Source organism: Ruegeria sp. AA6, from assembly GCF_056542865.1.
In genome coordinates this window covers 1-26022 of the sequence record NZ_JBQGAN010000006.1, presented here as the reverse complement: position 1 = coordinate 26022, position 26022 = coordinate 1, and the positions used below count along the sequence as shown (strand labels likewise).

The 26022-nt window shown below is 60.1% G+C and carries 26 protein-coding genes; 16 read left to right on the top strand and 10 right to left on the bottom strand.

From position 1 onward, the window contains the following. Positions 1-11 precede the first annotated feature (11 nt). From purH to ACR0LN_RS09825, 5 genes are all read left to right on the top strand, one after another. On the top strand, positions 12-1601 hold the full coding sequence (gene purH, locus ACR0LN_RS09845) for a bifunctional phosphoribosylaminoimidazolecarboxamide formyltransferase/IMP cyclohydrolase (protein WP_480429417.1): 1590 nt from the start codon (positions 12-14) through the stop codon (positions 1599-1601). Next, positions 1601-2071, top strand: coding sequence for a signal peptidase II (gene lspA / locus ACR0LN_RS09840; protein WP_480429416.1), 471 nt, complete (start codon positions 1601-1603; stop codon positions 2069-2071). Before purH ends, lspA begins: the two co-directional genes overlap by 1 nt. A gap of 50 nt (positions 2072-2121) precedes the next feature. After that, positions 2122-2640 carry a DUF3035 domain-containing protein gene (locus tag ACR0LN_RS09835; protein WP_480429415.1) on the top strand — a complete coding sequence of 173 codons (519 nt, stop codon included), beginning with the start codon at positions 2122-2124 and terminating at the stop codon, positions 2638-2640. 82 nt (positions 2641-2722) lie between these two features. Next, positions 2723-4063 (top strand): M16 family metallopeptidase, encoded by a 1341-nt coding sequence (locus ACR0LN_RS09830; RefSeq protein ID WP_480429414.1) that lies wholly within the window; start codon positions 2723-2725, stop codon positions 4061-4063. Next, a complete protein-coding gene (locus ACR0LN_RS09825; protein WP_480429413.1) occupies positions 4060-5370 on the top strand; it encodes a M16 family metallopeptidase in 1311 nt (436 codons plus the stop codon). The genes ACR0LN_RS09830 and ACR0LN_RS09825 overlap by 4 nt, the downstream gene beginning before the upstream one ends. Positions 5371-5392: 22 nt before the next feature. On the opposite strand, the gene ACR0LN_RS09820 is transcribed toward ACR0LN_RS09825, so the two are convergent. Genes ACR0LN_RS09820 through deoC form a run of 3 tightly spaced genes read right to left on the bottom strand, consistent with a single transcriptional unit; the run spans position 5393 to position 9570 of the window. Then, positions 5393-6202, bottom strand: a complete 810-nt coding sequence (locus tag ACR0LN_RS09820; RefSeq protein ID WP_480429412.1) for an SDR family oxidoreductase — start codon at positions 6200-6202, stop codon at positions 5393-5395. 24 nt (positions 6203-6226) lie between these two features. Then, on the bottom strand, positions 6227-8560 hold the full coding sequence (locus ACR0LN_RS09815) for an aldehyde dehydrogenase family protein (protein WP_480429411.1): 2334 nt from the start codon (positions 8558-8560) through the stop codon (positions 6227-6229). A gap of 11 nt (positions 8561-8571) precedes the next feature. Then, a complete protein-coding gene (gene deoC / locus ACR0LN_RS09810) occupies positions 8572-9570 on the bottom strand; it encodes a deoxyribose-phosphate aldolase (RefSeq protein ID WP_480429410.1) in 999 nt (332 codons plus the stop codon). A 198-nt stretch (positions 9571-9768) separates the two neighbouring features. Here deoC and ACR0LN_RS09805 point away from each other — a divergent pair, with 198 nt between their 5' ends. The 6 genes from ACR0LN_RS09805 (at position 9769) to ACR0LN_RS09780 (ending at position 17093) form a co-directional block, all read left to right on the top strand. Further along, the gene (locus tag ACR0LN_RS09805) at positions 9769-10722 is read left to right on the top strand and encodes a metal ABC transporter solute-binding protein, Zn/Mn family (protein WP_480429408.1); all 954 of its coding nucleotides are present in this window, start codon (positions 9769-9771) and stop codon (positions 10720-10722) included. Between the two features lie 3 nt (positions 10723-10725). Further along, positions 10726-11529: a metal ABC transporter ATP-binding protein gene (locus ACR0LN_RS09800; protein ID WP_480429407.1), complete on the top strand. Its 804-nt coding sequence runs from the start codon at positions 10726-10728 to the stop codon at positions 11527-11529. Between the two features lie 3 nt (positions 11530-11532). Beyond that, the gene (locus tag ACR0LN_RS09795) at positions 11533-12738 is read left to right on the top strand and encodes a metal ABC transporter permease (protein ID WP_480429406.1); all 1206 of its coding nucleotides are present in this window, start codon (positions 11533-11535) and stop codon (positions 12736-12738) included. Beyond that, complete coding sequence (locus tag ACR0LN_RS09790) at positions 12735-13664, top strand: metal ABC transporter permease (RefSeq protein ID WP_480429405.1); 930 nt, start codon at positions 12735-12737, stop codon at positions 13662-13664. The genes ACR0LN_RS09795 and ACR0LN_RS09790 overlap by 4 nt, the downstream gene beginning before the upstream one ends. A 281-nt stretch (positions 13665-13945) precedes the next feature. Further along, a complete protein-coding gene (gene mutL, locus ACR0LN_RS09785) occupies positions 13946-15811 on the top strand; it encodes a DNA mismatch repair endonuclease MutL (RefSeq protein ID WP_480429403.1) in 1866 nt (621 codons plus the stop codon). Between the two features lie 52 nt (positions 15812-15863). Further along, the gene (locus tag ACR0LN_RS09780; RefSeq protein WP_480429402.1) at positions 15864-17093 is read left to right on the top strand and encodes a DNA recombination protein RmuC; all 1230 of its coding nucleotides are present in this window, start codon (positions 15864-15866) and stop codon (positions 17091-17093) included. 3 nt (positions 17094-17096) lie between these two features. On the opposite strand, the gene ACR0LN_RS09775 is transcribed toward ACR0LN_RS09780, so the two are convergent. Genes ACR0LN_RS09775 through ACR0LN_RS09765 form a run of 3 tightly spaced genes read right to left on the bottom strand, consistent with a single transcriptional unit; the run spans position 17097 to position 18732 of the window. Further along, entirely contained in the window at positions 17097-17501 is a 405-nt protein-coding gene (locus ACR0LN_RS09775) for a hypothetical protein (RefSeq protein WP_480429401.1), read from the bottom strand. A 54-nt stretch (positions 17502-17555) separates the two neighbouring features. Then, entirely contained in the window at positions 17556-18206 is a 651-nt protein-coding gene (locus tag ACR0LN_RS09770) for a ChrR family anti-sigma-E factor (RefSeq protein ID WP_480429400.1), read from the bottom strand. A 10-nt stretch (positions 18207-18216) separates the two neighbouring features. Then, positions 18217-18732 carry a sigma-70 family RNA polymerase sigma factor gene (locus tag ACR0LN_RS09765; protein ID WP_480429682.1) on the bottom strand — a complete coding sequence of 172 codons (516 nt, stop codon included), beginning with the start codon at positions 18730-18732 and terminating at the stop codon, positions 18217-18219. A gap of 287 nt (positions 18733-19019) precedes the next feature. Here ACR0LN_RS09765 and ACR0LN_RS09760 point away from each other — a divergent pair, with 287 nt between their 5' ends. The 4 genes from ACR0LN_RS09760 (at position 19020) to ACR0LN_RS09745 (ending at position 21003) form a co-directional block, all read left to right on the top strand. Beyond that, positions 19020-19793 (top strand): DUF1365 domain-containing protein, encoded by a 774-nt coding sequence (locus ACR0LN_RS09760; protein WP_480429399.1) that lies wholly within the window; start codon positions 19020-19022, stop codon positions 19791-19793. 86 nt (positions 19794-19879) lie between these two features. Further along, the gene (locus ACR0LN_RS09755; RefSeq protein ID WP_170326413.1) at positions 19880-20197 is read left to right on the top strand and encodes a DUF3775 domain-containing protein; all 318 of its coding nucleotides are present in this window, start codon (positions 19880-19882) and stop codon (positions 20195-20197) included. 331 nt (positions 20198-20528) lie between these two features. After that, positions 20529-20765, top strand: a complete 237-nt coding sequence (locus tag ACR0LN_RS09750) for a DUF1127 domain-containing protein (protein ID WP_480429398.1) — start codon at positions 20529-20531, stop codon at positions 20763-20765. A gap of 37 nt (positions 20766-20802) precedes the next feature. After that, positions 20803-21003 carry a DUF1127 domain-containing protein gene (locus ACR0LN_RS09745; RefSeq protein ID WP_480429397.1) on the top strand — a complete coding sequence of 67 codons (201 nt, stop codon included), beginning with the start codon at positions 20803-20805 and terminating at the stop codon, positions 21001-21003. Positions 21004-21080: 77 nt separating this feature from the next. Here ACR0LN_RS09745 and ACR0LN_RS09740 read toward each other — a convergent pair whose 3' ends face one another. From ACR0LN_RS09740 to ACR0LN_RS09725, 4 genes are read right to left on the bottom strand one after another with little or no spacing between them, the layout of a single operon-like run. Continuing rightward, positions 21081-22223: a saccharopine dehydrogenase family protein gene (locus tag ACR0LN_RS09740; RefSeq protein WP_480429396.1), complete on the bottom strand. Its 1143-nt coding sequence runs from the start codon at positions 22221-22223 to the stop codon at positions 21081-21083. Positions 22224-22226: 3 nt separating this feature from the next. Then, the gene (locus ACR0LN_RS09735; protein WP_480429395.1) at positions 22227-23282 is read right to left on the bottom strand and encodes a saccharopine dehydrogenase; all 1056 of its coding nucleotides are present in this window, start codon (positions 23280-23282) and stop codon (positions 22227-22229) included. 14 nt (positions 23283-23296) lie between these two features. Beyond that, positions 23297-23911 carry a glutathione S-transferase family protein gene (locus tag ACR0LN_RS09730; RefSeq protein ID WP_480429394.1) on the bottom strand — a complete coding sequence of 205 codons (615 nt, stop codon included), beginning with the start codon at positions 23909-23911 and terminating at the stop codon, positions 23297-23299. A 15-nt stretch (positions 23912-23926) separates the two neighbouring features. Then, a complete protein-coding gene (locus tag ACR0LN_RS09725) occupies positions 23927-24577 on the bottom strand; it encodes a histidine phosphatase family protein (protein ID WP_480429393.1) in 651 nt (216 codons plus the stop codon). Positions 24578-24914: 337 nt separating this feature from the next. Here ACR0LN_RS09725 and gcvT point away from each other — a divergent pair, with 337 nt between their 5' ends. After that, a complete protein-coding gene (gene gcvT / locus ACR0LN_RS09720; protein WP_480429392.1) occupies positions 24915-26009 on the top strand; it encodes a glycine cleavage system aminomethyltransferase GcvT in 1095 nt (364 codons plus the stop codon). Positions 26010-26022: the final 13 nt, after the last annotated feature.

Genomic DNA, 26022 nt, shown 5'->3' with positions numbered 1-26022 from the left:
CCTTTGGACCCATGACCGACCTTCACCCCGTGCGCCGCGCGTTGCTTTCCGTTTCCGACAAGACCGGGCTGATCGAGCTGGGCAAGGCGCTGTCTGAGCGCGGGGTCGAGCTGTTGTCGACCGGCGGCACGGCGCGCGCGCTGCGCGATGCGGGGCTTGAGGTGAAGGACGTGAGCGAGATCACCGGCTTCCCCGAGATGATGGATGGCCGCGTGAAAACACTACACCCGATGGTGCATGGCGGGTTGCTGGCGCTGCGCGACAATGACAGCCACGTGGCTGCGATGAATGAACACGGCATCGGCGCGATCGACTTGTTGGTGGTGAACCTCTATCCGTTCGAGGCGACCGTCGCCAAGGGCGCTGATTACGACACCTGCATCGAGAACATTGATATCGGTGGCCCAGCGATGATCCGTGCAGCCTCGAAGAACCACGATTTTGTCAACGTCGTTGTGGATGTTGAGGATTATGACGCGCTGTTGGCTGAACTGGCGGCGAATGACGGCCAGACCTCTTATGCGTTCCGTCAGACTCTGGCGCAGACGGCCTATGCCCGCACGGCTGCCTATGACGCCGCTGTGTCGAACTGGATGGCCGATGCGCTGGCGGCTGAGGCTCCGCGCCGCCGTGCATTTGCCGGTGAGCTGAAACAAACCCTTCGCTATGGTGAGAACAGCCACCAGCAGGCGGCGTTCTATACCGACGGCACCAACCGCCCCGGCGTGGCGACTGCTGTGCAGCATCAGGGCAAGGAACTGAGCTACAACAACATCAACGACACTGATGCGGCGTTCGAATTGGTGGCCGAATTTGACCCGGCGCAAGGCGCGGCCTGTGCCATTATCAAACACGCCAACCCTTGCGGCGTCGCGACAGGGGCGACCCTGCTGGACGCCTATAAGGCCGCGTTTGATTGCGATCGCACCTCGGCCTTTGGCGGCATCGTGGCACTGAACCAGCCGCTGGACGCCGAAACTGCGCAGGAAATTACCGGCATTTTCACAGAAGTCGTGATTGCTCCGGGCGCATCCGATGAGGCCAAGGCGATCTTCGCCGCCAAGAAGAACCTGCGCCTGTTGACGACCGATGACCTGCCCGATGTCACCGCCGGTGGCAAAACCGTGCGTCAGGTGGCCGGTGGCCTGCTGGTGCAGGACAAGGATAACGGGTTTGTTGGCATGGATGACCTGAAGGTTGTTACCAAGAAGGCCCCGACAGATGAGCAGATGCGCGACCTGCTATTTGCGTGGAAAGTGGCGAAACACGTTAAGTCCAATGCCATCGTCTACGTCAAGGATGGCGCGACGGTTGGCGTGGGCGCGGGGCAGATGAGCCGTGTGGACTCCGCACTGATCGCCGCTAAAAAAGCCGAACGCATGGCCGATGCGCTGTGCTTGCCGCAACCGCTGACCATCGGCTCTGCCGTAGCCTCGGATGCGTTCTTCCCGTTCCCCGACGGTCTGATGGAAGCCGCCGAGGCAGGCGCGACCTGCGTCATACAGCCCGGCGGTTCGATGCGCGACGACGAAGTCATTGCGGCGGCGGATGAGGCCGGTCTGGCCATGGTCTTTACCAGCATGCGCCACTTCCGCCACTGATGCGCTCTCATGTCCTGCTCTGGGCCACGCTGGCCGCGTTTTTGATCGACCAGATCAGCAAGTATCTGGTCGTTCACGTCATGCGCGTGGCCGATGGCAATATCGACGTTTTGCCGCCGCTTTTGGTGTTCAAATACGGTGAGAACAGGGGCATCAATTTCGGCTTGTTTCAGGGCAATTCCGAAGCCGCCCGCTGGGTTCTAATCGGGGTCTCTCTGGCGATCTCGGTCGGTGTGCTGATCTGGCTGATGCGCTCGGTCCCGTCAAAATTGATGCTGTTCTGTGGCGGTCTGCTGATCGGCGGTGCGCTGGGCAACGTGGTGGACCGTGTTTTGTATGGATACGTTCTGGATTTCCTGAACATGTCCTGTTGCGGCATAAACAACCCGTTCGTGTTCAATCTGGCCGATGTGTTCATCTTTGCGGGTGCCATCGGACTTGTGTTGTTCGACAGCAAAAAGCCCTCGTGACGCGCCGGGTTATATGCGATAAAAGCGCCTGAAACTGGCTGGAGACTCTGATGCGGCTGCCGCGTTCCATACTTGCTGTGACATTGGGCTTGGGTGTTGCCGGATGTTCGGATATCGGTCTGCGCCACCTTGAGGCACCAGGGGACGGCCCGGACGAGTTTTCGGTGATGCCGGTCAAGCCGCTGACACAGCCGCAGGATTATTCCTTCCTCCCGGCACCCACGCCCGGAGGGGGCAACCTGACCGATCCCAACCCCAAGGAAGATGCGGTTGTGGCGCTTGGCGGCAACGCGGCGGCGCTGAATGCCAATACGGCAATTCCGTCTTCGGATGCGGCGCTTGTAACGGCCTCAAGCCGCTATGGCGTGGCGTCCAACACACGGCAGGTCGTTGACGGCGAAGACGCGGAATTCCGCAGAAAGCAAGGCCGCTGGACCCGGTTGCGCCTGTTTAAAGTCGACCGGTATTCGCAGGTCTATCAGCGTCAGTCGCTGGACGCGGACGCGCAGAACGAGGCAGCACGTCGCGCGGGGATCGAGACGCCCTCGGCGCCTCCAGCTGATGAATAAATCTTAACTTTCCGTCATCGGCCTTGAACCTGCGCAGGACCACCGTAGTTTGAACACCATCAAATGAAACGGAGGACGCCCCATGGTTCGGGCCCTGGCATTGTCTGCCGCCCTGTTCGCCGCCGCCCCTTTGTTTGCCAAAGAAGGGCATGAGGCGGTCACAACTTTTACGCTGGACAACGGCATGGATGTCGTTGTGATCGAGGATCACCGCGCCCCTGTCGTGCAACACATGGTCTGGTACCGCGCTGGATCGGCGGACGAACCGGTTGGCTCGTCCGGCGTTGCGCATTTTTTGGAGCATTTGCTGTTCAAGGGCACCGATACGCTTGCACCGGGTGAGTTCTCGGCCACCGTTGCGGCCAATGGTGGCAATGACAACGCGTTCACATCGTACGACTACACCGCCTATTTTCAGCGCGTCGCGGCCGACCGGCTGGAACTGATGATGCGGATGGAGGCAGACCGGATGCGCAACATCCGTTTGACCGAAGACGATATCCTTACCGAACGCGACGTGATCCTTGAGGAACGCAATCAGCGGACGGACAACAGCCCCCGCGCCCTGTTCGGCGAGCAGATGAGTGCGGCACAATACCTCAACCACCGTTACGGCGTCCCGATCATCGGCTGGCGGCACGAGATGGAGACGCTGGATATGGAGGACGCGTTGTCCTTCTACCAGACGCATTACGCGCCCAATAACGCCATTCTGGTGGTGACGGGCGATGTCGAGCCTGACGCGGTCAAGAAACTGGCCGAGCAATATTACGGCGTTATCCCTGCCAATCCTGACCTGCCCGAGCGTATGCGGTCGCAAGAGCCGCCGCAGACGGCTGAACGTCGCCTGACCTATAAAGACGCGCGTGTGTCGCAGCCCTATGTGCAGCGCAGCTATCTGGCGCCCGAGCGTGATCCCGGTGAACAGGAAAAAGCTGCAGCCCTTTTCCTGCTGGCCGAGTTGCTGGGCGGCAGCACGACCTCCTACCTGAATGAAAAACTGCAGTTTGAACAACAAATGGTGGTTTACACCGGCGCCTTCTATCGCGGTGTCTCTTTGGACGACACCACCTTTGATCTGATCGTGGTGCCCGCCGCAGGTGTGTCCCTGCAAGAGGCCGAAGATGCCATGGATCAGGCCGTCGCGGATTTCATTGCCGAGGGCGTGAACGAAGAAGACCTCGACCGGATCAAGATGCAGCTGCGCGCCGCCCAGACCTATGCACGCGACAATGTGGACGGGATCGGCAACCGCTATGGCCGTGCCCTGACCAGCGGTCTGACGGTCGAAGACGTACAGGCTTGGCCCGACATCCTGCAGGCCGTGACGGGGGATGAGATCATCGCCGCCGCCCGTGAGGTTCTGCAACCCGAAACCTCGGTGACCGGTTGGCTGATGAAAGACGATGAGGTGACGCAATGAAACGGTTTATCGCACCACTGATTGCCTTCGTCATCGCGCTGCCCGCCTGGGCGGAAATTGAAATTGAAGAGGTCACCTCGCCCGGTGGCATCACCGCATGGCTGGTCGAGGATCATTCGATCCCCTTTACCGCACTGGAGCTGCGCTTTCGTGGCGGTACCTCGTTGGATGAGCCCGGTAAGCGTGGGGCTGTCTATCTGATGAGCGGGCTGATCGAGGAAGGTGCAGGCGATATGGACGCCCGCACTTATGCGCGCGAACTGGAGTCGCTGGCCGCCTCGTTCCGCTATGATGCTTCGGATGACTCAGTCTCGATCTCGGCCCAGTTCCTGACCGAGAACCGGGATGAGGTGATCGACCTGTTGCGCACCACCATTCATGAGCCGCGTTTTGATGAGGACGCGGTCGAGCGGGTGAAGGCGCAGGTCGTGTCTGGCCTGCGGTCGGACCAGACTGACCCGAACGATATCGCCGGGCGCAGTTTTGCGCAGATGGCCTATGGCGATCATCCTTACGGCACCGAGGGCAAGGGGACCATCGAAAGTGCCTCTGCCCTGACCCGCGATGATGTGGTCACCGCCTATGACAACGTATTTGCCAAGGATCGGCTCTATGTCGGTGCTGTGGGTGATATCACCGCCGAAGAACTGGGCGCGCTTCTGGACAAGCTGCTGGCCGACCTGCCGGAAACTGGCAAAGCCAAGCCGGGTCGTGCCGATGTGAACATCCCCGGCGGCGTCAGCGTGGTCGAGTTTGACACACCGCAATCCGTGGCCCTGTTCGGCCATGCGGGGATGGATCGTCACGACCCGGATTTCTTTGCCGCCTTTGTCCTGAACCACATTCTGGGTGGCGGCGGGTTCGAGAGCCGACTGATGCAGGAAGTGCGCGAAAAACGCGGCCTGACTTATGGGGTCGCGACCTATCTGGTGCCCAAGGATCTGGCCTCGGTCTATCTGGGTTCGGTGTCTTCGGGCAATGACCGCATCGCCGAAGCAGTTGAGGTGATCCGTGCCGAATGGGCGCGTGCGGCGGCTGAGGGTGTGACGCAGAAGGAATTGGATGATGCCAAGACCTATCTGACCGGAGCTTACCCGCTGCGGTTCGACGGCAATGGCAGGATCGCCGGGATTATGGTCGGGATGCAGATGGACGATCTGCCCATCGACTATATCACCACCCGCAACGACAAGGTGAATGCGGTGACGCTGGATGATGTGAACCGCGTGGCAAGCGAATTGCTCGACCCCGAGGGGTTGCATTTCACAGTGGTCGGCAAGCCCGAGGGTTTGGAAACCACCAACTGATCTAAAAAGGGGTGGGCCGGGCTCATCCCTTTTTCATATTGCGCAGCATTTGCCCCATCATCTGCCCGAACTTGCCTGACCCGCGCTGATACAGCGCGCCATCGACCGACAGAACCGTGCCACTGATATAACTGGCCATATCCGAGCAAAGGAACAGGCAGGCATTGGCCACGTCCTGCGTAGTGCCCCAGCGCCCCAGCGGAACATCACGGCGCAGGGCCTCTTCAGCATCGGGGCTGGGGGCCAGACGTTTCGCGCCCTCCGTGCCTTCGATGAACCCCGGCACGACCGAGTTCACGCGGATGCCCTCGATCCCCCATTCCATCGACAACGTCCGGGTGATCTGATCCACGCCGGCCTTGGCGGCGCAGACATGGGCCTGCCCTTCGTAAGGCAGAAAGGATTGCGGGGCCGAGATGTTGATGATGCTCGCGCCGGGGCTTTTGAGGTAAGGGTAGGCCCCTTTCATCACGTGGACGGTGCCCATCAGGTCGATGTCGATCACCGTTTTGAACGCATTGACCGACATCTCGGACGTCAGTGCCGGAAAGTTACCTGCCGCGCCCGAGACCAGAACATCGAATTCGCCCAACCTGTCGTGAAACTGCTTCAGCCCGTCCGCCACCGCATCCGGGTCGCGAACATCAAAGGCCGCGCCGATGGCCTCAGCCGCACCGGCAGCTTTCAGAGCCGCGACAGTGTCATCGACCTTTTCTTGCGAGCGGCTGGCGACCGCCAGTTTCGCGCCTGCGGTTGCAAAAGCCTCGGCAATGCCGCGGTTGATACCGCTGGTGCCGCCAATGACAATGACGGTTTGTCCTGAAAAATCCATGTGGGCCTCCCTTTGGCGGGAGCCCTACTCTCCGTAGGGCACCCAGATGTTTTTTACTTCGGTTGCAGCCTGCAGGAAGCGGCGGGAATGGTCCATGCTCCAATCAAATGCCGTCGCGTTATTGACCCAGGTCCGCTTCAGGTTTCCGGCCGATACGACCTCGATCTCTTTCGACAGATCGGTGGACGAGAAGGACCAGACCGCATCCACGTTCAGATGCGACGCCAGAGGTTTGGCCAGTTCAGCATGGTTGCCGGTCAGGAGGTTAACCACGCCCGCAGGCACGTCCGATGTTTCCAGGATCTGGTAGAAATCCGTCGCTGCGAGCGGGTAGGGCTCGGATGCCACCAGAACCGCCCGGTTGCCCATCGCAATCGCCGGGGCCATGGCCGAGACCAGACCCAGCAGCGGCGCCTCATCCGCACAGAGCGCGCCGATCACGCCAACTGGTTCTTTCATTGCAAGCGCCACGCCCCGGATCGGAACGCCATGCACTTGACCGTCATATTTGTCGGCCCATGCAGCGGCGGTGAACAGGCGCTGGATCGACGTTTCGACCTCTTTCGCGCCGTCCTTCTTGCCGGTCATGGCGTCAATGCGTGCGGCGAATTCGTCCGCACGGGCCGAGAGGTTCTCGCCGATGTAATACAGGATCTGTGCCCGCAGATGGCCGGTGGTCTTGGACCAGCCCTTGGCCCCCGCCGCAGCCTCAACCGCGTTGCGGACGTCCTTGCGGTTGGCGAGCCCCACATGGCCCAGCAGGCCGGATTTGCCCCAGACGGGCTTGGAATAGCCACCATCGGGCCGCGCCTGCTTGCCGCCGACATACATCTTGGCGGTGCGGTCAATCGGATCGACCGGAGCACCTTCGCCCATCACCGCTTCAACTTTCGCCAGCGGCTTAGCTTTACCTTTGGGCTTGGTATAGGCCGCCAGCCCCTCCCAACCGCCTTCGCGGCCAAAGCCGCTTTCACGCACCCCGCCGAAGCCGGCAGCGGCATCGAACAGGTTGGTCGCGTTCACCCAGACCACACCGGCAACCAGCTTGGGCGCGATGTCCAGCGCCAGATTCACGTTCTCGGTCCAAACCGTCGCGGCCAGCCCGTAACGGGTGTTGTTGGCCAGCTCAACCGCCTCAGCCGGTGTGCGGAAGGTCGAAGACACCAGAACCGGGCCAAAGATTTCCTCCTGCATCAGCGGATCGGAGGTTTCCAGCCCCGAGATCAGCGTTGGCGGGTAATAGCAGCCGTTCGCAGGCAGCTCACAGGCCGCCTGATGCACATGACCGACCGTGTTGCTTTCGACCAGTCCCTTGATGGTCTGCAATTGGACCGGGTCCACAACCGCACCCACGTCGACGCATTTGTCCAGCGGATCACCGACGCGCAGCTTGTCCATCCGCGCGCGCAGCTTGTCGTGAAAACGATCCGCTATGCCTTCCTGCACCAGCAGGCGCGAGCCCGCGCAGCAGACCTGACCCTGATTGAACCAGATCGCATCGACCAGCCCTTCGATCGCTGAATCAATATCGGCATCGTCAAAAACGATGTAGGCAGACTTACCACCCAACTCCAACGTCAACTCCTTGCCCGACCCTGCGGTTGCCTCACGGATACGGCGACCAACGACGGTCGATCCGGTAAAGGCGATCTTGTCGACGTCCGAGGACACGAGCATCTCACCCACGGCACCGTCGCCAGTGATGATATTGACCACGCCTTTGGGCAACCCGGCCTGCGAGCAGAAATCGGCAAACAGCAGCGCGGTCAGCGAAGTGTACTCGGCTGGTTTCAGAACCACCGTATTCCCCATCGCCAGCGCGGGCGCGATTTTCCACGCCAGCATCAGCAGTGGGAAGTTCCATGGGATAATCTGACCGCACACCCCCAAAGCCTGCGCGTCTGGCAACTCGCTCTCCATCAATTGCGCCATGCCTGCGTGGTAATAGAAATGCCGCTGCGCCAGAGGGATGTCGATGTCCCGCGATTCCCGGATCGGCTTGCCGTTATCCAGGCTCTCCAGCACCGCAAACAGGCGCGCATGTTTCTGCAGCAGGCGCGCAATGGCATAGAGGTGCCGCGCACGGCCTGCGCCGCCCAGCTTCTCCCATTTCGGTTGTGCCTTGCGGGCGGCGGCAACAGCGGCGTCCACATCGGTCTGTTTCGCTTGCGTCAGCTTTGCCAGAACCTCTCCGGTCGCGGGATTGCGGCTTTCGAACCCTTTTCCCGGTTTGGTAAATGCCCCGTCGATATAGTGACCGAACTTGTCGCCCTGATCGACCAGCCAAGCCAGCGCCTCAGCAGCACTTTCGGGGGCGGGGCCATAATCCATGGTCTCGAAGATTTCTTTGACTGTCATTGTTCTTTTCCTCAGCCCATGGAGTGACGGTAGCCAGCCGAGTAGAACCCGGTGACATAGTGTTCCAACTGCCGCTCAATATCGCCCAGCAGCGACGAGGCACCAAAGCGGAAGAGGTCCGGTTCCAGCCAGCGGTCACCCAGCTCGTCCTTGATCAGCGACAGGTAAACCAGCGCGTCCTTGGCTTTGGAAATACCGCCCGCAGGTTTGTACCCCACCCGATACCCGGTGCGGTCATAGTAGTCGCGGATTGCGCGGATCATCACCAGTGACACGGGCAGGGTGGCGTTTACGCTCTCTTTCCCGGTCGAGGTCTTGATGAAATCTGCGCCCGCCATCATGCAGACCAGCGAGGCGCGGGCGACGTTGCGCAACGACCCAAGTTCTCCGGTCGCCAAAATGGCTTTGACATGGGCATCGCCGCAAGCCACGCGAAAGGCTTTCATCTCATCGTACAATGCCTGCCAGTCGCCGGACAGAACGTGGCGGCGAGAGATCACGATGTCGATCTCTTCAGCCCCGGCCTTCACGCTTTCCTCGATTTCGGCCACGCGCAGGTGGAACGGCGACAGACCCGCCGGAAAACCGGTTGATACCGCTGCAACTGGGATGCCAGTGCCTTTCAGCGCCTCAACGGCGGTTTCGATCATGTCGTGATAGACACAGACCGCGCCGGTAGTGATCGGCGGCATGTCCATCGCCTGCAGAACCGACGCAGACACGGGTCGACGCGCCTTGGCGCACAAGCGGCGCACCCGCCCTACTGTGTCGTCCCCCGACAGGGTGGTCAGGTCGATCATCGTGACCGCCTTCAGTAGCCACGCGGCCTGATAGTCTTTCTTCACCGACCGCCGACCGGGCAGGGTCGCCGCGCGGCGCTCAATCGCCGAGGTGTTGGCCTGCACGGCCCGCACCCAGTCCAGATCAAGGTCCATACCGGGGTTTCTAGGCTCGGTCACTTGCGGCAGATGCGCGGTGCGCACGGGGCTGTCTGAGCTCTGCGTTTCCATAATCACATCCTTTGGGAGGTTTGCGTCAAATTCGCACGGGCGGCGCGTAATTGGAAGGCATAGCGCGGGGTAGAGGAGTTATTTTTTGACCAAATGGACAAAATAAGCGTTTTCTTGCGAATAATTCGCAAGAGCGTTGACTTAGTTGCGAATGGTTCGCATATTCATTCTCAACAGAGTTCCAAATCGGGGTCTAAGATGATTCGTCGCAGCTTTCTTGCAGCACTGGCTTTTGCCGCTGCTTTGCCATTGACGGCCTGGGCCGAGGCGCCGCTGAAAGTGGTCGCCACAACCGGTATGATCGCGGATGCTGCGCGGCAGGTTGGCGGCGATCAGGTTGAGGTTAAGGGCCTGATGGGCCCCGGCGTCGACCCGCACGCCTATCGCCAGACCCGCAGCGACATCGTTGCAATGACCCGCGCCGATCTGATCCTGTGGCATGGTCTGTATCTTGAGGCGCAGATGGAAGACTTCTTCCACGACCTCAGCCGTAAGCGCGCCGTCGTGGCCGTCGCCGAAGGGATCGACACGTCAAAACTGCGTGCCCATGACGATTATGCTGACAAATACGACCCGCATGTGTGGATGAGCCCTGCCTTGTGGCGCGATGTGGTGGTCGAAGTGCAAGAAGCGCTGACTGAGGCACGCCCCGAGGCAGCGGACATCTTTGCAGCAAACGCACAGGTGCATCTGGACGAGATTGACCAGTTGGAAGCCTATGCCGCTCAGGCTCTTGCATCTGTTCCCGAAAATAACCGTCTGCTCGTCACGGCGCACGATGCGTTTGGCTATTTCGGTGCCGAATACGGCTATGAAGTGATGGGCATTCAGGGCATCTCGACCCAGTCCGAAGCTGGTCTGAACCGGATAGGAGAGCTTGTGGATACGCTGGTCGACAAACAGCTGAAAGCGGTATTCGTGGAAAGCTCGGTCTCGGACCGGTCGATGCGCGCCCTGATCGAAGGGGCTGCGGCTAAAGGTCATGATGTGGGTGTCGGTGGCGAGCTGTATTCGGACGCAATGGGCGAACCGGGCACCTATGAGGGCACTTATATCGGCATGCTGGACCACAACATCACCGTCATTGCGGGCGCTCTGGGCGCAGATGTTCCTGATCGCGGCATGAACGGCCGATTGTCAGCGGGGTTTTGAGTGATGCTGGAACTGGCCGCTGATCAGGGTGTTTCGATAACCGAGCACAGCTTGGACGACAGCCCACTGGCCATTCGCGGGCTGACTGTTTCTTACGGTCAAAAACCGGCAGTGTTTTCGGTGGACATGACTGTTCAGCCCGGCGCCATGACAGCCATCATCGGCCCGAACGGGGCGGGCAAATCGACCCTGCTCAAGGCCGCTTTGGGGATTGTGTCGCCGCTGTCCGGGCAGGTGACTGTCTATGGCAAGCTGTTGGAGCAGCAACGCGCCCGGATCGCATATGTGCCGCAGCGCGCCAGTGTTGACTGGGATTTTCCGACCCGCGTGATTGATGTTGTTCTAATGGGCCTGTCGCGGCAGTTGGGCCTGCTGGGCCGCATCCGCGCCCGGCATATGGCGCAAGCAATGGATTGTTTGCACCGTGTCGGTATGCGCGATTTTGCGGATCGCCAGATCGGACAGCTTTCGGGCGGCCAGCAACAACGTGTCTTTTTGGCCCGCGCGCTGGCGCAGGAGGCGGATCTGTATCTGCTGGACGAACCTTTTGCAGGCGTCGACGCAGCCACGGAAAAGGCCATTATCGCGGTGCTGAAATCACTGAAAGAGGCCGGCAAGACCGTTGTTGTGGTGCATCACGATCTGGCCACCGTCACCGACTATTTCGACCATGTCTTCCTGATCAACACCCGCAAGGTGGCCGAAGGTCCGGTGACCGAAGCATTCACAGCCGAAACCCTGCAATCGGCTTACGGAGGTCGTCTGGCCACCGCTCAGATCGACCAGATTTCGCGCGCGCTGGGGTAATTCATGCTTTGGGACGCTCTGACCCTGCAGCTTGGTTATAACGCCACGCTGGTTGCGATTGGTGCGACCTTGTTGGGCGTATCCGCCGGGGTTACCGGCACTTTCCTGTTTCTGCGCAAACGCGCGCTGGTCAGCGATGCGATCAGCCATGCGACGCTGCCGGGCGTTTGCCTCGCCTTCATGCTGCTGGTCGCCTTGGGCGGGGACGGGCGCAACCTGATCGGCCTTTTGGCCGGATCGGCGATCTCGGCCTGGATCGGGTTGCTGTGCATGAACTGGCTTACACGCCACACGCGTTTGGCCGAAGATGCGGCGATCGGAGCGGTTCTGTCCGTGTTTTTCGGCTTTGGCATCGTGCTGCTGACCATCATTCAAACCATGGGCGTTGGCCGTCAGGCTGGGCTAGAGGGGTTCCTGCTGGGTTCGACCGCCGGAATGCTCTGGGCCGATGCGTTGATCATCGCGGTCGGAGGGGCGGCGACATTGCTGATGGTGATGATCATCCGCCGTCCGATGACCATGGTGGCTTTTGACCCGGAATATGCGGCGGCGCGGGGGTTGCCGGTGCATCGCATCGACCTTGCGATGATGGGGCTGGTAATGGCCGTCACTGTGGTTGGCCTGAAGATCGTCGGGCTGATCCTGATCGTGGCGTTGCTGATCATTCCTGCGGTGACTGCGCGATTCTGGACTGAACGTTCGGACAGAGTGGTACTGCTGGCCGGTGTGGCGGGTGGTCTGGCCGGGTATCTGGGCGCAGCGCTGTCGGCTTCGGCCCCCAATTTGCCCACCGGTCCGATCATCGTTTTGGTCAGCTTTGGGTTCTTCGCCCTGTCCCTTCTGTTTGCACCGGTCCGAGGTGTTTTGGCAGCGGTTTTGAAACATCAGAAGTTTCAGCGACGCGTGCACGTCCGGCAGGGTCTGTTGGCGTTGGCGCAGGACCAGAAGATCTATGAACCGCTGACTCTGCGCCTGTTGAAACGTGCCGGGCTGGCCCGGGCTGACGGCGTTGCCACCGAGGCCGGTAAGGCCCGCGCCGCCAAAGCGCTGCGCGATGAAAAACGGTGGGAAATCGTTCGCGCCGATCAAGCGCATGAGGCAACGGCGGCGCTCTATGACGGGTTGCGCGACATCGAAACCGTTCTGACCCGCGACCAGATTGCCGAGATCGACCGCCGGATCGGCGGCCCGCAGGGGGTGCCCTCATGAGCGGCGAAGAATTCGTCTCCCTGTCGCTGACGCCCTTGTTGATCGGGACCTTTGCGGCCATTGCCTGCGCGTTGCCGGGGAACTTTCTGGTTCTGCGCAAACAGGCTCTGATTGGGGATGCAATCAGCCATGTGGTGCTGCCGGGCATCGTGGTGGCCTTTATCCTGACCGGAGCGATCTCGACTTGGCCGATGATGCTGGGCGCGGCGGGGGCGTCGATTGTGGCCGTGGTGATGATCGAGGCGATCCGGCGATTGGGTCAGATCGAACCCGGCGCTGCGATGGGGGTCGTGTTTACAACGATGTTCGCAGGCGGGGTGCTGTTGTTGGAGCAGACCGATACTTCGACCGTGCATCTGGACGTGGAACATGCGCTTTACGGCAATCTGGAAAGCCTGATATGGCTGGATGCTGTGGGGTGGTCGTCGCTGCTGGACCTGACGGCATTGGCCGGGCTGCCGCCGGAATTGCCGCGCATCGCGCTGACGCTGCTGGGCGTGGTCCTGTTCATCTGGCTGTTCTGGCGTCCGCTGAAAATCTCGACCTTTGACGAAGGGTTCGCCCGCACCATCGGCATCCGCACCGGCGCGTTGGGCATGGCTTTGGTGATCGTTGCCGCGATTGCCGCCGTGGCCGCCTTTGATGCGGTTGGGTCGATCATCGTGATCGCCATGTTCATTTGCCCTCCGGCGGCGGCGCGTATGATGACTAACCGGTTGGAAACCCAGATTATCTGGAGTGTCATTTTTGCCATCCTGTCGGCGATCTTTGGGTATGTTCTGGCGGGTTACGGGCCGCTTTGGTTGGGGGGTTCGGACGCTGTCAGTGCGGCAGGGATGATTGCGACTATGTCCGGCCTAATCCTTGCGGCCACCGCGATTTGGGGGCCGTGCCGCACCCGTGCCGGAGCACCCAGCACTGCTTGACACGGCGTGATCCCGCTGTACTGGCACATGACCTGTCGGCTGAAAATCGCCCAGATTCCAAACCCTGACAGAGTTAATGATTGTCATACCAATTTTCGTGCTAGGTCCCCCGCTATTAAATTCTGAATGACCACCACTCACATCGGATCGTTCGGACAATCGCGATCAGGTTCGCCGTACGCAAGTTGCGGCACTGCGCGATTGTTCGAACGCCCCCTCCCGAAAAATAGAGCAGCCTAACCAGTGGCAGAATCGTGCTCGTCTGTGCTAGGTCTGGTGGTATGGCACAGGCAAACCCCAATATCAGCGAAAACCGCCCCGTTATTCGGCAGCTCGACGATGCCGCTATCAACCGTATTGCAGCGGGTGAGGTGGTGGAACGCCCAGCCTCGGCGGTCAAGGAGCTAGTCGAGAATGCAATCGACGCCGGGGCGACCCGGATTGCCGTTGATATAGCTGATGGGGGCAAAACCTTGATTCGCGTCACCGATGACGGTTGCGGGATTTCGGCTGCGGATTTGCCGTTGGCGCTGTCGCGTCATGCAACGTCCAAGATCGACGGCTCGGACCTGCTGAACATTCACACCTTTGGCTTCCGGGGTGAGGCGTTGCCCTCGTTGGGCGCGGTCGGTCGGTTGACCATTACAAGCCGGGTGCCAGGGGGAGAGGCGGCGCAAATTCATGTGTCAGGTGGAAAGATGGAGGCGGTAAAACCCGCAGCCCTGCGCGCCGGGACGGTGGTCGAGCTGCGTGATTTGTTTTTTGCCACACCGGCTCGGCTGAAATTCATGCGCACTGACCGGGCTGAGGCGCAGGCGATTGGTGACACGGTCAAACGTCTGGCGATGGCGGAACCTGCGATCACTTTCACACTGCGCGATGTTTCGGGCGGGGGCGAAGGGCGTGTGACCTTTCGCGCCGACCGCGAAAACGGTGATCTGTTCGACGCGCTGCATGCCCGTTTGGCGCGCGTGATCGGACGCGAGTTTGCCGAGAATGCCCTGCAGATTGACGCCACGCGTGAAGGCATCCGGCTGTATGGCTATGCCGCATTACCAACCTATTCGCGCGGCGCGGCAGTGGCACAGTACTTGTTCGTCAATGGCCGGCCTGTGCGCGACAAGATGCTGACCGGAGCGTTGCGAGCGGCCTATTTCGATTTCCTCAGCCGCGACCGCCACCCCGCGGCGGCGCTGTTCATTGATTGCGTCCCGACCTTGGTGGATGTGAACGTCCACCCCGCGAAATCCGAGGTTCGATTCCGCGATCCCGGCGTGGCGCGCGGGCTGATCGTTTCGGCCTTACGGCACGCACTGGCTGAAGCGGGGCACCGGGCGTCTTCGACCGTCGCCAATGCGACTTTGGGCGCGATGCGGCCCGAACCGACACTGCCCGCTCAGCCCGCGCCCGCGCGGGTGTATCAGATGGACCGGCCGTCTCCGGCGGCGCGTCAGGCGGCCTACAGGGCGCAAGCGCCAGGCTTTGCGGAACTCTCGCAGGATTACAGCGGCAGTATTGTGGAGCCGACGCCCGTAGCACCCGTTGCCGAGGAACCGCCCGTCGCCGACCTGCCTTTGGGTGCTGCGCGTGGGCAGGTGCATGAGAATTACATCATCGCCCAGACGGCCGATGGCATGGTGATCGTGGATCAGCACGCCGCCCATGAACGTCTGGTATATGAGAAGCTCAAAACCCAGATGGCCGAGAACGGTGTCGCCGCGCAGGCGCTGCTGATCCCCGAGATTGTGGAGCTTTCCGAAGGCGATTGCGCGCGACTGATGGCCGTGGCCAATGACCTGTCCCGCCTCGGCCTGACTTTGGAGCCCTTTGGTGGCGGGGCCATCGCCGTACGCGAAACTCCGGCTATTCTGGGTGAGGCCGACGCCCGCGCGATGATCCTCGATATCCTCGACGAACTGGCCGATCAGGGCGAAAGTCAGACGGTACAGGCGCGGATCGAAGCGATCCTCAGCCGTGTTGCCTGCCATGGCTCGGTCCGGTCGGGTCGTCGGATGCGCGCCGAAGAAATGAACGCCCTGCTGCGCGAGATGGAGGCCACGCCCCATTCCGGCCAGTGCAACCACGGGCGGCCAACTTACGTGGAATTGAAGCTGAGCGATATTGAACGCCTGTTCGGGCGCAGTTGATCCCGCGACCCGCGCGGGCTATGAAGAATAAAACAAGAACATCCGAGGCGACATGATCGAGATTGCTGGCACCCAAGTTGCATTGAACGACCCCATGATCCTGATTGCGGGCGGCGTCGTGGCGTTGATCCTGCTGCTGTTGTTTGTGTCCATGCGGGCGGCGCAGCGCTCGGCCCGGATGGCGGAACCTCTGGCCCGGCAGATGGCGCACCTGGGTCAGCATGTGCAACAGCTGGGGCAAGGGCAGGAACAACTGCGCGGCGGGTTGCAGCATGTCTCGGATACGCAGGCCAATGCGCAGGTGCAGGTGATCCAGACGGTCGAATCGCGCTTGTCCTCGGTGCAGCAGCAGATGAATGACCGGCTGGCGGACAACGCGATGAAATCGGCGCGGGCGCTGGCCGAGATGCAGGAGCGGATGAAGGAATCGCTGCATGGCTCGTCGAAACAGACTGCGACCTCGCTGACTCAATTGCAGGAACGTCTGGCCGCCATCGACAAGGCGCAGGACAATATCACCAAACTGTCGGGCGACGTGCTGAGCTTGCAGGATATCCTGTCTAACAAACAAACTCGTGGGGCGTTTGGAGAGATCCAGCTGAACGATATCGTCTCGAAGGCGCTGCCCTCGGACAGTTTCCAATTGCAGGCCACCCTGTCAAACGGACGGCGGGCGGATTGTCTGATCCATTTGCCGAACCCGCCGGGTCCAATTGTGATCGACAGTAAATTCCCGCTGGAGGCTTATGAGGCGCTGATCGGTTCCACCAATGACATGGAATTGAAGGCAGCAGTGCAGATGTTCCGCAGCACCGTCCGCAAGCATATCAACGATATTGCCGAGAAATATATTCTGGACGGTGAAACCGCTGACGGGGCACTGATGTTCCTGCCGTCCGAGGCTGTCTATGCCGAGCTGCACGCCAAGTTCCCTGAACTGGTGCAGGAGAGCTTCAGCAAACGCGTCTGGATCGTGTCGCCGACCACCTGTATGGCAACGCTGAACACGATGCGCGCGATCCTGAAAGACGCGCGGATGCGGGAACAGGCAGGGGCCATTCGCAAGGAATTGGGGGCGCTGCACAAGGATGTCGAACGTCTGGGCGACCGCGTGTCCAATTTGGACCGCCATTTCGGACAAGCGGCCAAGGATATTTCCGAGATCAAGATCAGCGCTGAAAAAGCCGGGCGTCGGGCGCAGCGGCTGGACAACTTCGATTTTGAGGAACTCGCGCCAGACGAACACCCCAACGTGGTACCGCTGGGAAAATCCGAAGCCTGAATCCTACTGGATCGACAGGTCCAGGTTGTAACCTACCGTCTTGCCGGTATCGCGGTCATTGCCCATCAGGTAGACGCGGATCGTATAATCTCCATTCTCCGGCAGCTCGATCCGGGCGGTGTTGCCGTTGATCGATCCGATATAGATCGCCTCACCATCGCTGCCCGGCGGCAGGATGTTGAAATAGATCACGCCATTACCATTGGTGTCACTGACCTGAAGCTCGGCGAACATTTCCTGACCGGCATTCGCGCCGAGACTGTAGTCAAAGTACTCGTCGCCGGTGATGGTCCCGCTGACCATTGTTCCAAAATTCCCGGGCTCGAATTTCACTTCTGCCGCAGGCTGCGCCCACGCAGCGCAAGCAATGCCAGCAAAGAAGACACCCAAAACCAAACGCTTTTTCATGATCACCTCCCAAACCAAATGCGGGGTCAATGTACCACGAATCGCTCAGATGCTTCAGATGCGCAGGAATGGCTGGAACAGACGTGGCATCAGTTTGTTGAACTTCAACGGCGCGTCAGTCACGGCAAGACAGATGCAGTCTTCCGATATATCGGCCGTCGGTGTGTGATGCAGGTCTTCATCCGCGATCTCGACATCGCCGCGGGCAAAGTGGTCTACTTCGTCCGAGAAAGCGCCCTGCAAGACCATCGTCAATTCGATGCCGTTGTGGCTGTGATCCGGCACCGCAGCACCGGCGGGTATGAACAACAGGCGCGCGGTTGCTTCGCGTGTGGTCGGCAGGATCGCCTGTTTCACGCCCATGCCGATGGGGCGCCATTTTATGTCATTCACATCTCCGCCCACATAATCCTGCAAAGGCGCGGGCAGAACCGAACATCCCGGACGCGCTGGCTTGGCAACCGGTGCGCCTTGCGCAATCAAAGCCATCGTTGCGGCCAGCGACCCATCGCTCATCTGCGTTGAAGTATCCTGATCCTGCAACACGCAGCCACCCACTGCATCAAAGCTCTCAGCGCGGGCGCGGCAGTGGTCACACAGGGACAGATGCGTAGCGACCATCAGGTCGAAGGCTTCGGGCAGAGTACCTGCGGCATAGGCCATCAGCAGGTCGTCTGTCAGGTGATGTTTGATCTTGTTGCTCATTGTTGCCATCTCAGTTCATCGCGTGGCGCAAGCGGTCCAGCGCCAGCCTAATTCGTGATTTGATCGTGCCCAGCGGCAGACCAGTTTGCGATGCAATCTCGCGGTGACTCAGGTCGCCGAAATAGGCCTTTTCGATCAATTCTCTCTGCGCCTCCGGCAACGCTGCCATAGCGTCACGCAGCTGCGCGGTTTCCTGTTGCAGCACCAATACGTCGTCCTGATCAGGTTCCGCCTCTGGGCCCCATCCAAGATCTTCGGGCTCGGGCCGGCGCTGTTTGCGCAGGACGTCGATGCGCTTGTTCCGTGCGATCGTGAACACCCAGGTGGCCACGGTCGCGCGGGTGGGATCGAACAAGTGCGCTTTGTGCCACAAGGTCGCCATGACCTCTTGCGTGCATTCTTCGGCCAATGCGGCGTCAGACCCCGACTTGATCAGGAACGCCTTGATCCGAGGCGCGAAGTGCTGAAACAGCTCAGCAAAGGCCGCCTGATCCTGCGCGTCCCGAATGCGTCTGACGTGGCTCACCCACTCAGTTCTGGTATCACAACTGCCATCCGCTTTGTTCACCGGCTTGCCCCTGATGCGTTTCTTCGCGCGCCAAGGTTTGAGTGTTGGCCCGTCGGCCGCCGGTTCATCCAAGGTCACGGTTTCGATCTCGGTAAACATAACCACATTACGCGGGCTGGCCCAAGTTGGATCACTTTGTGGACTGTTTTTGATCCGCGCTGCGCTAATTTTCGTAGTATCTTGCGTAAACAAATGAGGAAAAGAATGCCGTTTGAACGGTTTACAGGCAGCGTGAGGATCGCCGATTGAGCAAGCTTGACCATATCGCGGGTCATACGTTTCACGGACGCAAAGGCGCGATCCAGAACGCCTTTCGTTATTCCGTGGACTATATTCTGCTGGACCCTGAAAGCCAGCCTGACACTCCGCTGCTGTTTTCCATAAACCGCGCCAATATCACCAACTGGCGGGACCGCGACCACGGAGGTGAACCCGGGCGGGGCCAAGGCGCAGCCTGGCTGCGCGATCAGTTCGACCAGATGGGGGTAACCCAGCCAGACCATGTCACGCTGCTGACCCAACCGCGCGTACTGGGTCATGTATTCAATCCGGTCAGCTTCTGGTTCTGTTTCGACGCCGAGGAACAGCTTTATGCGGTGGTCGCAGAGGTGACGAACACCTACGGCACACGCCACAGCTATCTGTGCCACAATCCCAATTTCGCACCGATTCAGCCCTCAGACCGGATCGTAGCCGATAAACTGATGCACGTGTCGCCGTTTCAGAAAATCGAAGGCTCATACACATTCCGGTTCGATTACCGTCGCGATCGCGTCGGCGTCTGGATCGACTATGGGCGTGAGAACGGCGGGCTGATCGCGACTCTGACCGGCCCTCGGGCACCTCTGACCAATCGCGCGATTCTGTGGTCGCTGTTACGCCGCCCCTTTGGTGCGCGTCGCGCGTTTGTCCTGATCCTGTGGCAGGCATTGAAGCTGTGGGTGAAAAAGGCCCGGTTCCGACCGTTTCGCACTGCCCCTGTTCCCGATCATCCGGTTTCGCGCATTCGCGAGCCATAAGGCCGCTTAGTTTGCGTAAGATCAAAGACTCAGGCCCCGTGGGATGGTTGTGCTAGGATGAAACCGCGAACACGAGGAGTTGGGTCATGTTGGAAATCTCGGCAAGAAAAATCGCTCAGGTCGCCATGATGGGGCGGGAACTGAACCGGGCCGAGGGCGAGTTGCGCGCCTTTATCGACCGGATGGGCGAGGATGAGCAGGCCGAGCTTGTTGCCGTGATGTGGATCGGGCGCGAAAGCTTTTTCGCCGAAGATCTGGCCGAGGCAATCGCAACCGCAAAATCCGAAGCCTCAACCCCTTGCGCCGACTATCTGATCGGCACTCCGCACCTGTCGGATCACCTTGAGAACGGTCTCGATGCGCTGGGGATTTCGGCAGAGGATGTCGAGAACGATCTGATGTAGGTGCTATGCCTATTTAAACACATCAGCAGGTTTGTTTCGGTAAGGCCATATGAGATTTTGGCTGAACGACGCCTGAAAACGGCCAGAGGCGCGTGGAAAAGAAGTCTTCGCCGCCTTCGATGCATTTTGGATTGGGTCGCCCTTTAGTCGGCAACCCGATCTGCGACCCATCAGAACAAGATTCGATTCAAATTGGCGCATTTCTATCTGAACGATCCCGACAGCTCGGCGTAGCCCGACACATTAACCAGTCTTAATCCAACTCTCCGGTATCGTTAATCCCGAGTTCTTTTCTCTGTTTCAACGCAATTCAGAGTGAAAGGAGAAAGTCATGGGATACGCACAAACAGTTACCCCTCAGAAGGGGCTCTTCTTCGGTATGTTCTCGAATTACGCCGAAGCACGGGTCGAACATTTCCGCCGTGGAATCTTGGCCAATACCGTTCGCGAGCTTGAAAACCTGAGCGACAAGCAGTTGGCGGACATCGGTGTGCCGCGCGACGAGATCAAAGAACGCGCCTATCAGAGCGTCTATCACAAGCAGCCCTACAAGCGTCAGGTTCACTGATCGCCGCCACAGGTGCGGCACAAAAACGGAGGAGAAAATGTTGGACTCAAACCCACCTCAGAAAACGTCGGTCGATGCCAGTGCGGTTCTGTTGTTCGATCGGGCGATGCGGTTGCATGCAATCAGATCGAACATTGTTCGTGCGGCGCAGGAATTGAATCGTTTGTCTGACCAAGAACTTGCGGACCTTGGCATCAACCGCAGCGATATCGACCAAACGATCGAGCGCTACATTTGAAAGACGAAGATGCACAAGCAAGACGACCTTAGACACCGCTAAAGCCATTCCGATCACCCGGAATGGCTTTTTCTTTTTTAGGCAGTGTGGTCGACCACCTGAAGATGCTGGGCCAGCGTATCGATTTCGGCCATCCAGCCCTGTACCAGTTTGGGGTCACTGGGGGCGGCGTGAACGCCAGCCGGGATGGCGCGGTTCAGAACCGCCTCGACCGCCAGCGACACCGGGATTGAGACCAGCCGCGCCATGGCCGTGCCGCGCGCATCACCCCAGGCGTCCATCACGTAGGTCTTGTGCCAGACCTCGGTGCCGTCTTTCTCGGCTTTCAGGCCCACGCACAGGACCACACGGTCCGGCTCGCCCTCGTCATAGGCATTTTCCTCCCAGAACTGGTCCGACATCTCTTTCAGGCGCGCGTCCCCCTCGGGGCCGGACAGCGTTTCGATCTCGGCAAACACATCCGACCACGCATCAGCCCAGCCGTTCAGGCGCAGAGTGCCGCGGACGAATTCCTTGACCGGCCAGTGCTTTTCAAAGTGGTACTGTTTCATGAACGGGATCGAGTCGCGGTTCGGGTAGACCTCGAAGCTCTCCGGCGTGGGCAGTGGCGCGATGTAGCTGCTGATCGCGTCCCACGGGCGGGCGACGTCCAGCGGAGCGTAGTCGCGGATCGACTTGGACGGCGAGCGCAGCGCCTTGAGGACACCCAGCGGCGACCAGCTGAACTTGTAGCGGAACGGGTTCGGGTTCTTCGGGATACCACCGCAATACGAGATGAAGCTCAGGTGGTTTTCCGGGTCGAACGCGTCCGAGGCGCGATAGTCGTCGACAAGCGCATGCGCCATCAGGTGGTCAATGCCCGGGTCCAGACCCACCTCGTTGACCAGCGCCACACCGGCTTCGCGTGCTTTATCGTCCAGCACGCGCATTTCGGGCGCGAAATATGACGACGAAACGAAGTTTGCCTCTTTCGAGATCGCAAGTTCTGCCAGCGGCACGTGCCAGTCGCCCGGCAGCATCGAAACGATCACGTCGCCCTTTTCCAGCACCGCGCCCAAAGCGTCGATGTCAAAGGCGCGGATGTCGTCGGTCAGGTCTCCGACCTCGGCCTTGGCCTTTTCGACGGTCCGGTTCCAGATGGTGACTTTGTGCCCGCCTTCGATCAGACGGCGCAGGCCGGGGATGGCCGACAGGCCAGTGCCACACCAGTGAATCGTCATGGTTCAGAGTCCTTCGATATGTGTTTTGTAGGTTGCTTCTGCCCGACCCCAGACACTGCTGTCCAGATTGGTCAGGGTCAGAAGCGAGGGCAACAGTTGCGCGGCGTAGTCTTCCGAGCTTTCGACCGGCAGCATCGACGGCAAGTTGTCGATGGCCATCACGTCCATCACTGGGTCAGCGGCAACGCGTAGGGCCGGGGCCTCCCAAGTGGTGGCGCGGTCATAGATCGGCACCGGGTTGTAGTCACTGTCCGGGTCGCAGGCCACATCGCCGATGGCGGTCAGGTTGCGGGGTGCGGTCAGCGCGTCTTGTGGAACAAAGACCGGCGTGCCGGGGCGTGCGAAGATGCAGTTCAGGAACAGGTCGTGGTCCAGAATTTCCGGGAACGGCCCGCCGCTGGCGGTTTCCGCCATGTCCCATTTGGTGACGCTGACACCCATCGCTCCGCAGAGGTCAGCGGCCCCGGTGCCGACGCGGCCCAAAGCGCCGATGACGATGGCGCGGGGGCGCTCGGTGCCGGTTTCATCCAGTTCAGTCAGCAACTCGGCATTCAGCGCGTCTTTGCTGCGATATACACCCACCGGCGGGCATTCCTGACCACGTTGCTGCGCCGCCCATGTCTTTAGCGTGACCGCGGCGCCTGCATAGCCAGCCCAATAGCCAAAGGCCGCAACCCGGCGGCCATTTTCGTCCACCAGATATTCCAAATCATACAGCGTTCCGCCGCCTGCCTTGAACCGCTCCAATAGCGCTTTACCCGAATGCTGGCCCTTATAGGCGTGACCAAACATGATGTGGCGGTGGGGCAGGGGTGTGCCATCCTCGGGCAGTTCTTTCAGGCCAAAGATGATCGCGTCCAGCGGGGCTTCGGGCCATGAATTCTCGGGCGCGATCTCACACCCGGCGTCCTTATAGCCGTCAATCGGAATGGCACGGACGGAACTCTCTTCTACCGTCACGCGGATACCTGCCGCGATCAAGGCGGCAGCACCTTCCGGGGTCAGTCCGACCCGTTCCTCATTCGGGCGCTGTTCTGCCCGGACCCAGAGATGTGTCATGTGTTTTCCTTTAGTCAGAGCATGCCAGCGGCCTGAACCGCCTGAACCGAGGTGCGCGCCTCCATCGCCGTTCGGAAGGCAAGAATCTTGGGAAAGGCCGTAACGTCAACGCCGTCTCCCTCCAGCCAGCTACAGACGACGTACAGATAGGCATCAGCCAGCGAGAGTGCCTCACCCAGCACAAACGGCCCTCGCAACCCGTTCGAACTGATGTATTCGCAGGACGCCGTCATCGTCTGCGCGACTTTGTCTTTCATGTCCTTCCAGCTGGATTTCTTGTCGGCCCAGCGATGCCCGCGCTGTTTGTGCGCGTGGTTCACATGCATGGTCGAGGCAAGGTAGAACATCACCTCACGCATCCGGGCGGCCATGATCGGATCTTCAGGCACAAGCTTGGCCTCTGGCGCTTTGGCGGCGATATATTCCAGCAGCGCCCCGGTCTCGGTCAGGATGCCGCCATCCACCACCAACGCCGGAACGCGACCATTGGGGTTGATTTGCTTGTAGGCGGGTTTGGTCTGCTCTCCGCCTGCAAAGTCCAGTTTGATTGCCTCGTATTCCAGCCCCGCCTCTTCCAGGGCAACCGCAACAGCAACCGAGATGGTGCGTGGAGCATAGTAAAGCTGCATGGGACCTCCGAAGGGTTACAAATGGGTTTGCGCGAACTGCCGATCAGGCGCTTCCAGATGCGGGACGGCGTTGAACAAAACCGGACTCAGCTGTGCGCCAATCGGGTGTAACCGATGCAGCGAGGTATTCATGATGGCCAAAGCCACTCGAGCCATCGCCGGGACACCCAGACCCATCGCCTGCCGTACCACCATCGAGATTAGCCCGCCCGAGGTCACAACAATGGCCGGGCCACCCTCGGTTCCAATCTCGCGCAGGGCGTCCGATACGCGGGCTTCGAAAGCCTCGAAACTTTCGGGCGTATTCGCGATTTCCCCCTTGGCCCAAGCGGCGAAAGTGCGGGGCAGGTGCTCCACGAACTCTTCCCGATCTGTGGGGACCGTCACACCGTGCTGTTGCTCGTACAACTGTGCGATGTTGAAATACTCGATCTCATTCAGGCGCGGGTCCTGAATCGGGTCAGGCAATCCCATGCTGGCGGCGGTTTCCACATGCCGCTGCAACGTGCCGCAATAGACCCGCGGGTAATGCGCGTGTGTCTCTTGCAGATGCGCCCCAAGCCAACGCGCCTGCTGGTGGCCCAGCTCGCTGAGCTTGTCGTAGCTTTCTTCGTCACGCGCTGCGGTGTTGGCCTGTCCGTGACGAACGAGTGTAATATGTGACATTGCGGTCCCTCTTGGGCGAAGTCTTAGGGCAGGATTCGCGCAGGGACCAGAGGCGTTTGGGGGGCGGAGGCCAAAAAATCGCGCCGCCACAAGAGCTTTAATTCGCGTCAAATTGATTTTGGGTTTCTCGTTTTCAAATGTTGCCTAATGGGGAAAAGTTTCCTATAGGATACAAAATTACGGCATGCGGCCGCATACGCTCTGCATCGAATGCCAAGCATATCCTGTTGACTTGCAATAGAGTCCCGGGAACCTTGGTGACAACTGACTGTCGGCCAGAGCTGCCACGGCACCCCGCGCGGCGATTTTTGAGAACGGTATTTGAGAGGCCCTAGTTATGACCGAACCGAAGCGCACACCTCTTTACGATTTGCACGTTGAGTTGGGTGGTAAGATGGTTGATTTTGCTGGGTGGGAGATGCCTGTTCAGTATCCTTTGGGGATTATGGGAGAGCATAAGCAGTGCCGTGAGAAGGCGGCGGTGTTTGATGTGTCTCATATGGGTCAAGTGATCCTGCGGGGCGAACATGTGGGTGAGAAGCTGGAAGCTTTGTGCCCGCAGGCCTATGCGACGCTGAAGGAAGGCAAGGCGCGGTACGGGTTCTTTACCAACCCGGAAGGCGGGATCATGGATGACCTGATCGTGTCGAATGCGGGGGATCATTACTTTGTGGTGGTGAACGCAGCGCTGCGGCATCAGGACATTCCGCATATGAAAGCCAATCTGGACGGCGTCGAAGTGACCGAGATCTTCGACCGGGCGCTGGTCGCCGTGCAAGGCCCCAAGGCCGAGGACGTGGTGGGCGCGCTTTGCCCTGCGGCCCGCGATCTGAAGTTCATGGAAACCACCGTGGCCGACATCAACGGCGTCGAATGCCGCATCTCGCGGCTGGGCTATACCGGCGAGGATGGGTATGAGATCTCGATCCCCGAGGACAAGGCCATTGAGATCACGCGCGCCTTTCTGGCCCATGACGATTGCGAACCGGCGGGTTTGGGCGCGCGCGACAGCCTGCGGCTGGAGGCGGGGCTGTGCCTTTATGGCAACGACATCGATCAGAGCACCTCACCCATCGAGGCCAGCCTAGGCTGGGCCATTCAAAAACGCCGCAAGGAAGAGGGCGGCTTTCCGGGCGCGGATCGTGTCCAGCGCGAACTGGCCGAAGGTGCCGCCCGCAAGTTGGTGGGCATCAAGCCCGAAGGCCGCGCACCGGCGCGTCAGGGTGTGGAAGTGCAATGCCTCGAGGGCAACACGATTGGTCAGATCACCTCGGGCAGCTTTGGCCCCACGGTCGGCGGCCCGGTTGCGATGGGTTACGTCAGCAAAGGCCATGGTGAGCCGGGCGAAAAGGTGAACCTGATCATCCGGGGCAAGGCGCAACCGGCGCAGATCGTGGCGCTGCCCTTCGTCACACAGAATTACAAGCGTTGAAGTCAGGAGAGAG

Bases quoted from the DNA above. Each gene is read 5' to 3' on its own strand.
- gcvT (WP_480429392.1), top strand. From the start codon at position 24,915: ATGACCGAACCGAAGCGCACACCTCTTTACGATTTGCACGTTGAGTTG.
- ACR0LN_RS09805 (WP_480429408.1), top strand. From the start codon at position 9,769: ATGATTCGTCGCAGCTTTCTTGCAGCACTGGCTTTTGCCGCTGCTTTG.
- deoC (WP_480429410.1), bottom strand. From the start codon at position 9,570: ATGGAAACGCAGAGCTCAGACAGCCCCGTGCGCACCGCGCATCTGCCG.
- ACR0LN_RS09750 (WP_480429398.1), top strand. From the start codon at position 20,529: ATGGGATACGCACAAACAGTTACCCCTCAGAAGGGGCTCTTCTTCGGT.
- ACR0LN_RS09795 (WP_480429406.1), top strand. From the start codon at position 11,533: ATGCTTTGGGACGCTCTGACCCTGCAGCTTGGTTATAACGCCACGCTG.
- ACR0LN_RS09825 (WP_480429413.1), top strand. From the start codon at position 4,060: ATGAAACGGTTTATCGCACCACTGATTGCCTTCGTCATCGCGCTGCCC.
- ACR0LN_RS09830 (WP_480429414.1), top strand. From the start codon at position 2,723: ATGGTTCGGGCCCTGGCATTGTCTGCCGCCCTGTTCGCCGCCGCCCCT.
- ACR0LN_RS09755 (WP_170326413.1), top strand. From the start codon at position 19,880: ATGTTGGAAATCTCGGCAAGAAAAATCGCTCAGGTCGCCATGATGGGG.
- ACR0LN_RS09730 (WP_480429394.1), bottom strand. From the start codon at position 23,911: ATGCAGCTTTACTATGCTCCACGCACCATCTCGGTTGCTGTTGCGGTT.
- ACR0LN_RS09800 (WP_480429407.1), top strand. From the start codon at position 10,726: ATGCTGGAACTGGCCGCTGATCAGGGTGTTTCGATAACCGAGCACAGC.
- ACR0LN_RS09770 (WP_480429400.1), bottom strand. From the start codon at position 18,206: ATGAGCAACAAGATCAAACATCACCTGACAGACGACCTGCTGATGGCC.
- ACR0LN_RS09735 (WP_480429395.1), bottom strand. From the start codon at position 23,282: ATGACACATCTCTGGGTCCGGGCAGAACAGCGCCCGAATGAGGAACGG.
- ACR0LN_RS09790 (WP_480429405.1), top strand. From the start codon at position 12,735: ATGAGCGGCGAAGAATTCGTCTCCCTGTCGCTGACGCCCTTGTTGATC.
- ACR0LN_RS09745 (WP_480429397.1), top strand. From the start codon at position 20,803: ATGTTGGACTCAAACCCACCTCAGAAAACGTCGGTCGATGCCAGTGCG.
- ACR0LN_RS09780 (WP_480429402.1), top strand. From the start codon at position 15,864: ATGATCGAGATTGCTGGCACCCAAGTTGCATTGAACGACCCCATGATC.
- ACR0LN_RS09835 (WP_480429415.1), top strand. From the start codon at position 2,122: ATGCGGCTGCCGCGTTCCATACTTGCTGTGACATTGGGCTTGGGTGTT.
- ACR0LN_RS09775 (WP_480429401.1), bottom strand. From the start codon at position 17,501: ATGAAAAAGCGTTTGGTTTTGGGTGTCTTCTTTGCTGGCATTGCTTGC.
- ACR0LN_RS09725 (WP_480429393.1), bottom strand. From the start codon at position 24,577: ATGTCACATATTACACTCGTTCGTCACGGACAGGCCAACACCGCAGCG.
- ACR0LN_RS09740 (WP_480429396.1), bottom strand. From the start codon at position 22,223: ATGACGATTCACTGGTGTGGCACTGGCCTGTCGGCCATCCCCGGCCTG.
- ACR0LN_RS09820 (WP_480429412.1), bottom strand. From the start codon at position 6,202: ATGGATTTTTCAGGACAAACCGTCATTGTCATTGGCGGCACCAGCGGT.
- lspA (WP_480429416.1), top strand. From the start codon at position 1,601: ATGCGCTCTCATGTCCTGCTCTGGGCCACGCTGGCCGCGTTTTTGATC.
- purH (WP_480429417.1), top strand. From the start codon at position 12: ATGACCGACCTTCACCCCGTGCGCCGCGCGTTGCTTTCCGTTTCCGAC.
- ACR0LN_RS09815 (WP_480429411.1), bottom strand. From the start codon at position 8,560: ATGACAGTCAAAGAAATCTTCGAGACCATGGATTATGGCCCCGCCCCC.
- mutL (WP_480429403.1), top strand. From the start codon at position 13,946: ATGGCACAGGCAAACCCCAATATCAGCGAAAACCGCCCCGTTATTCGG.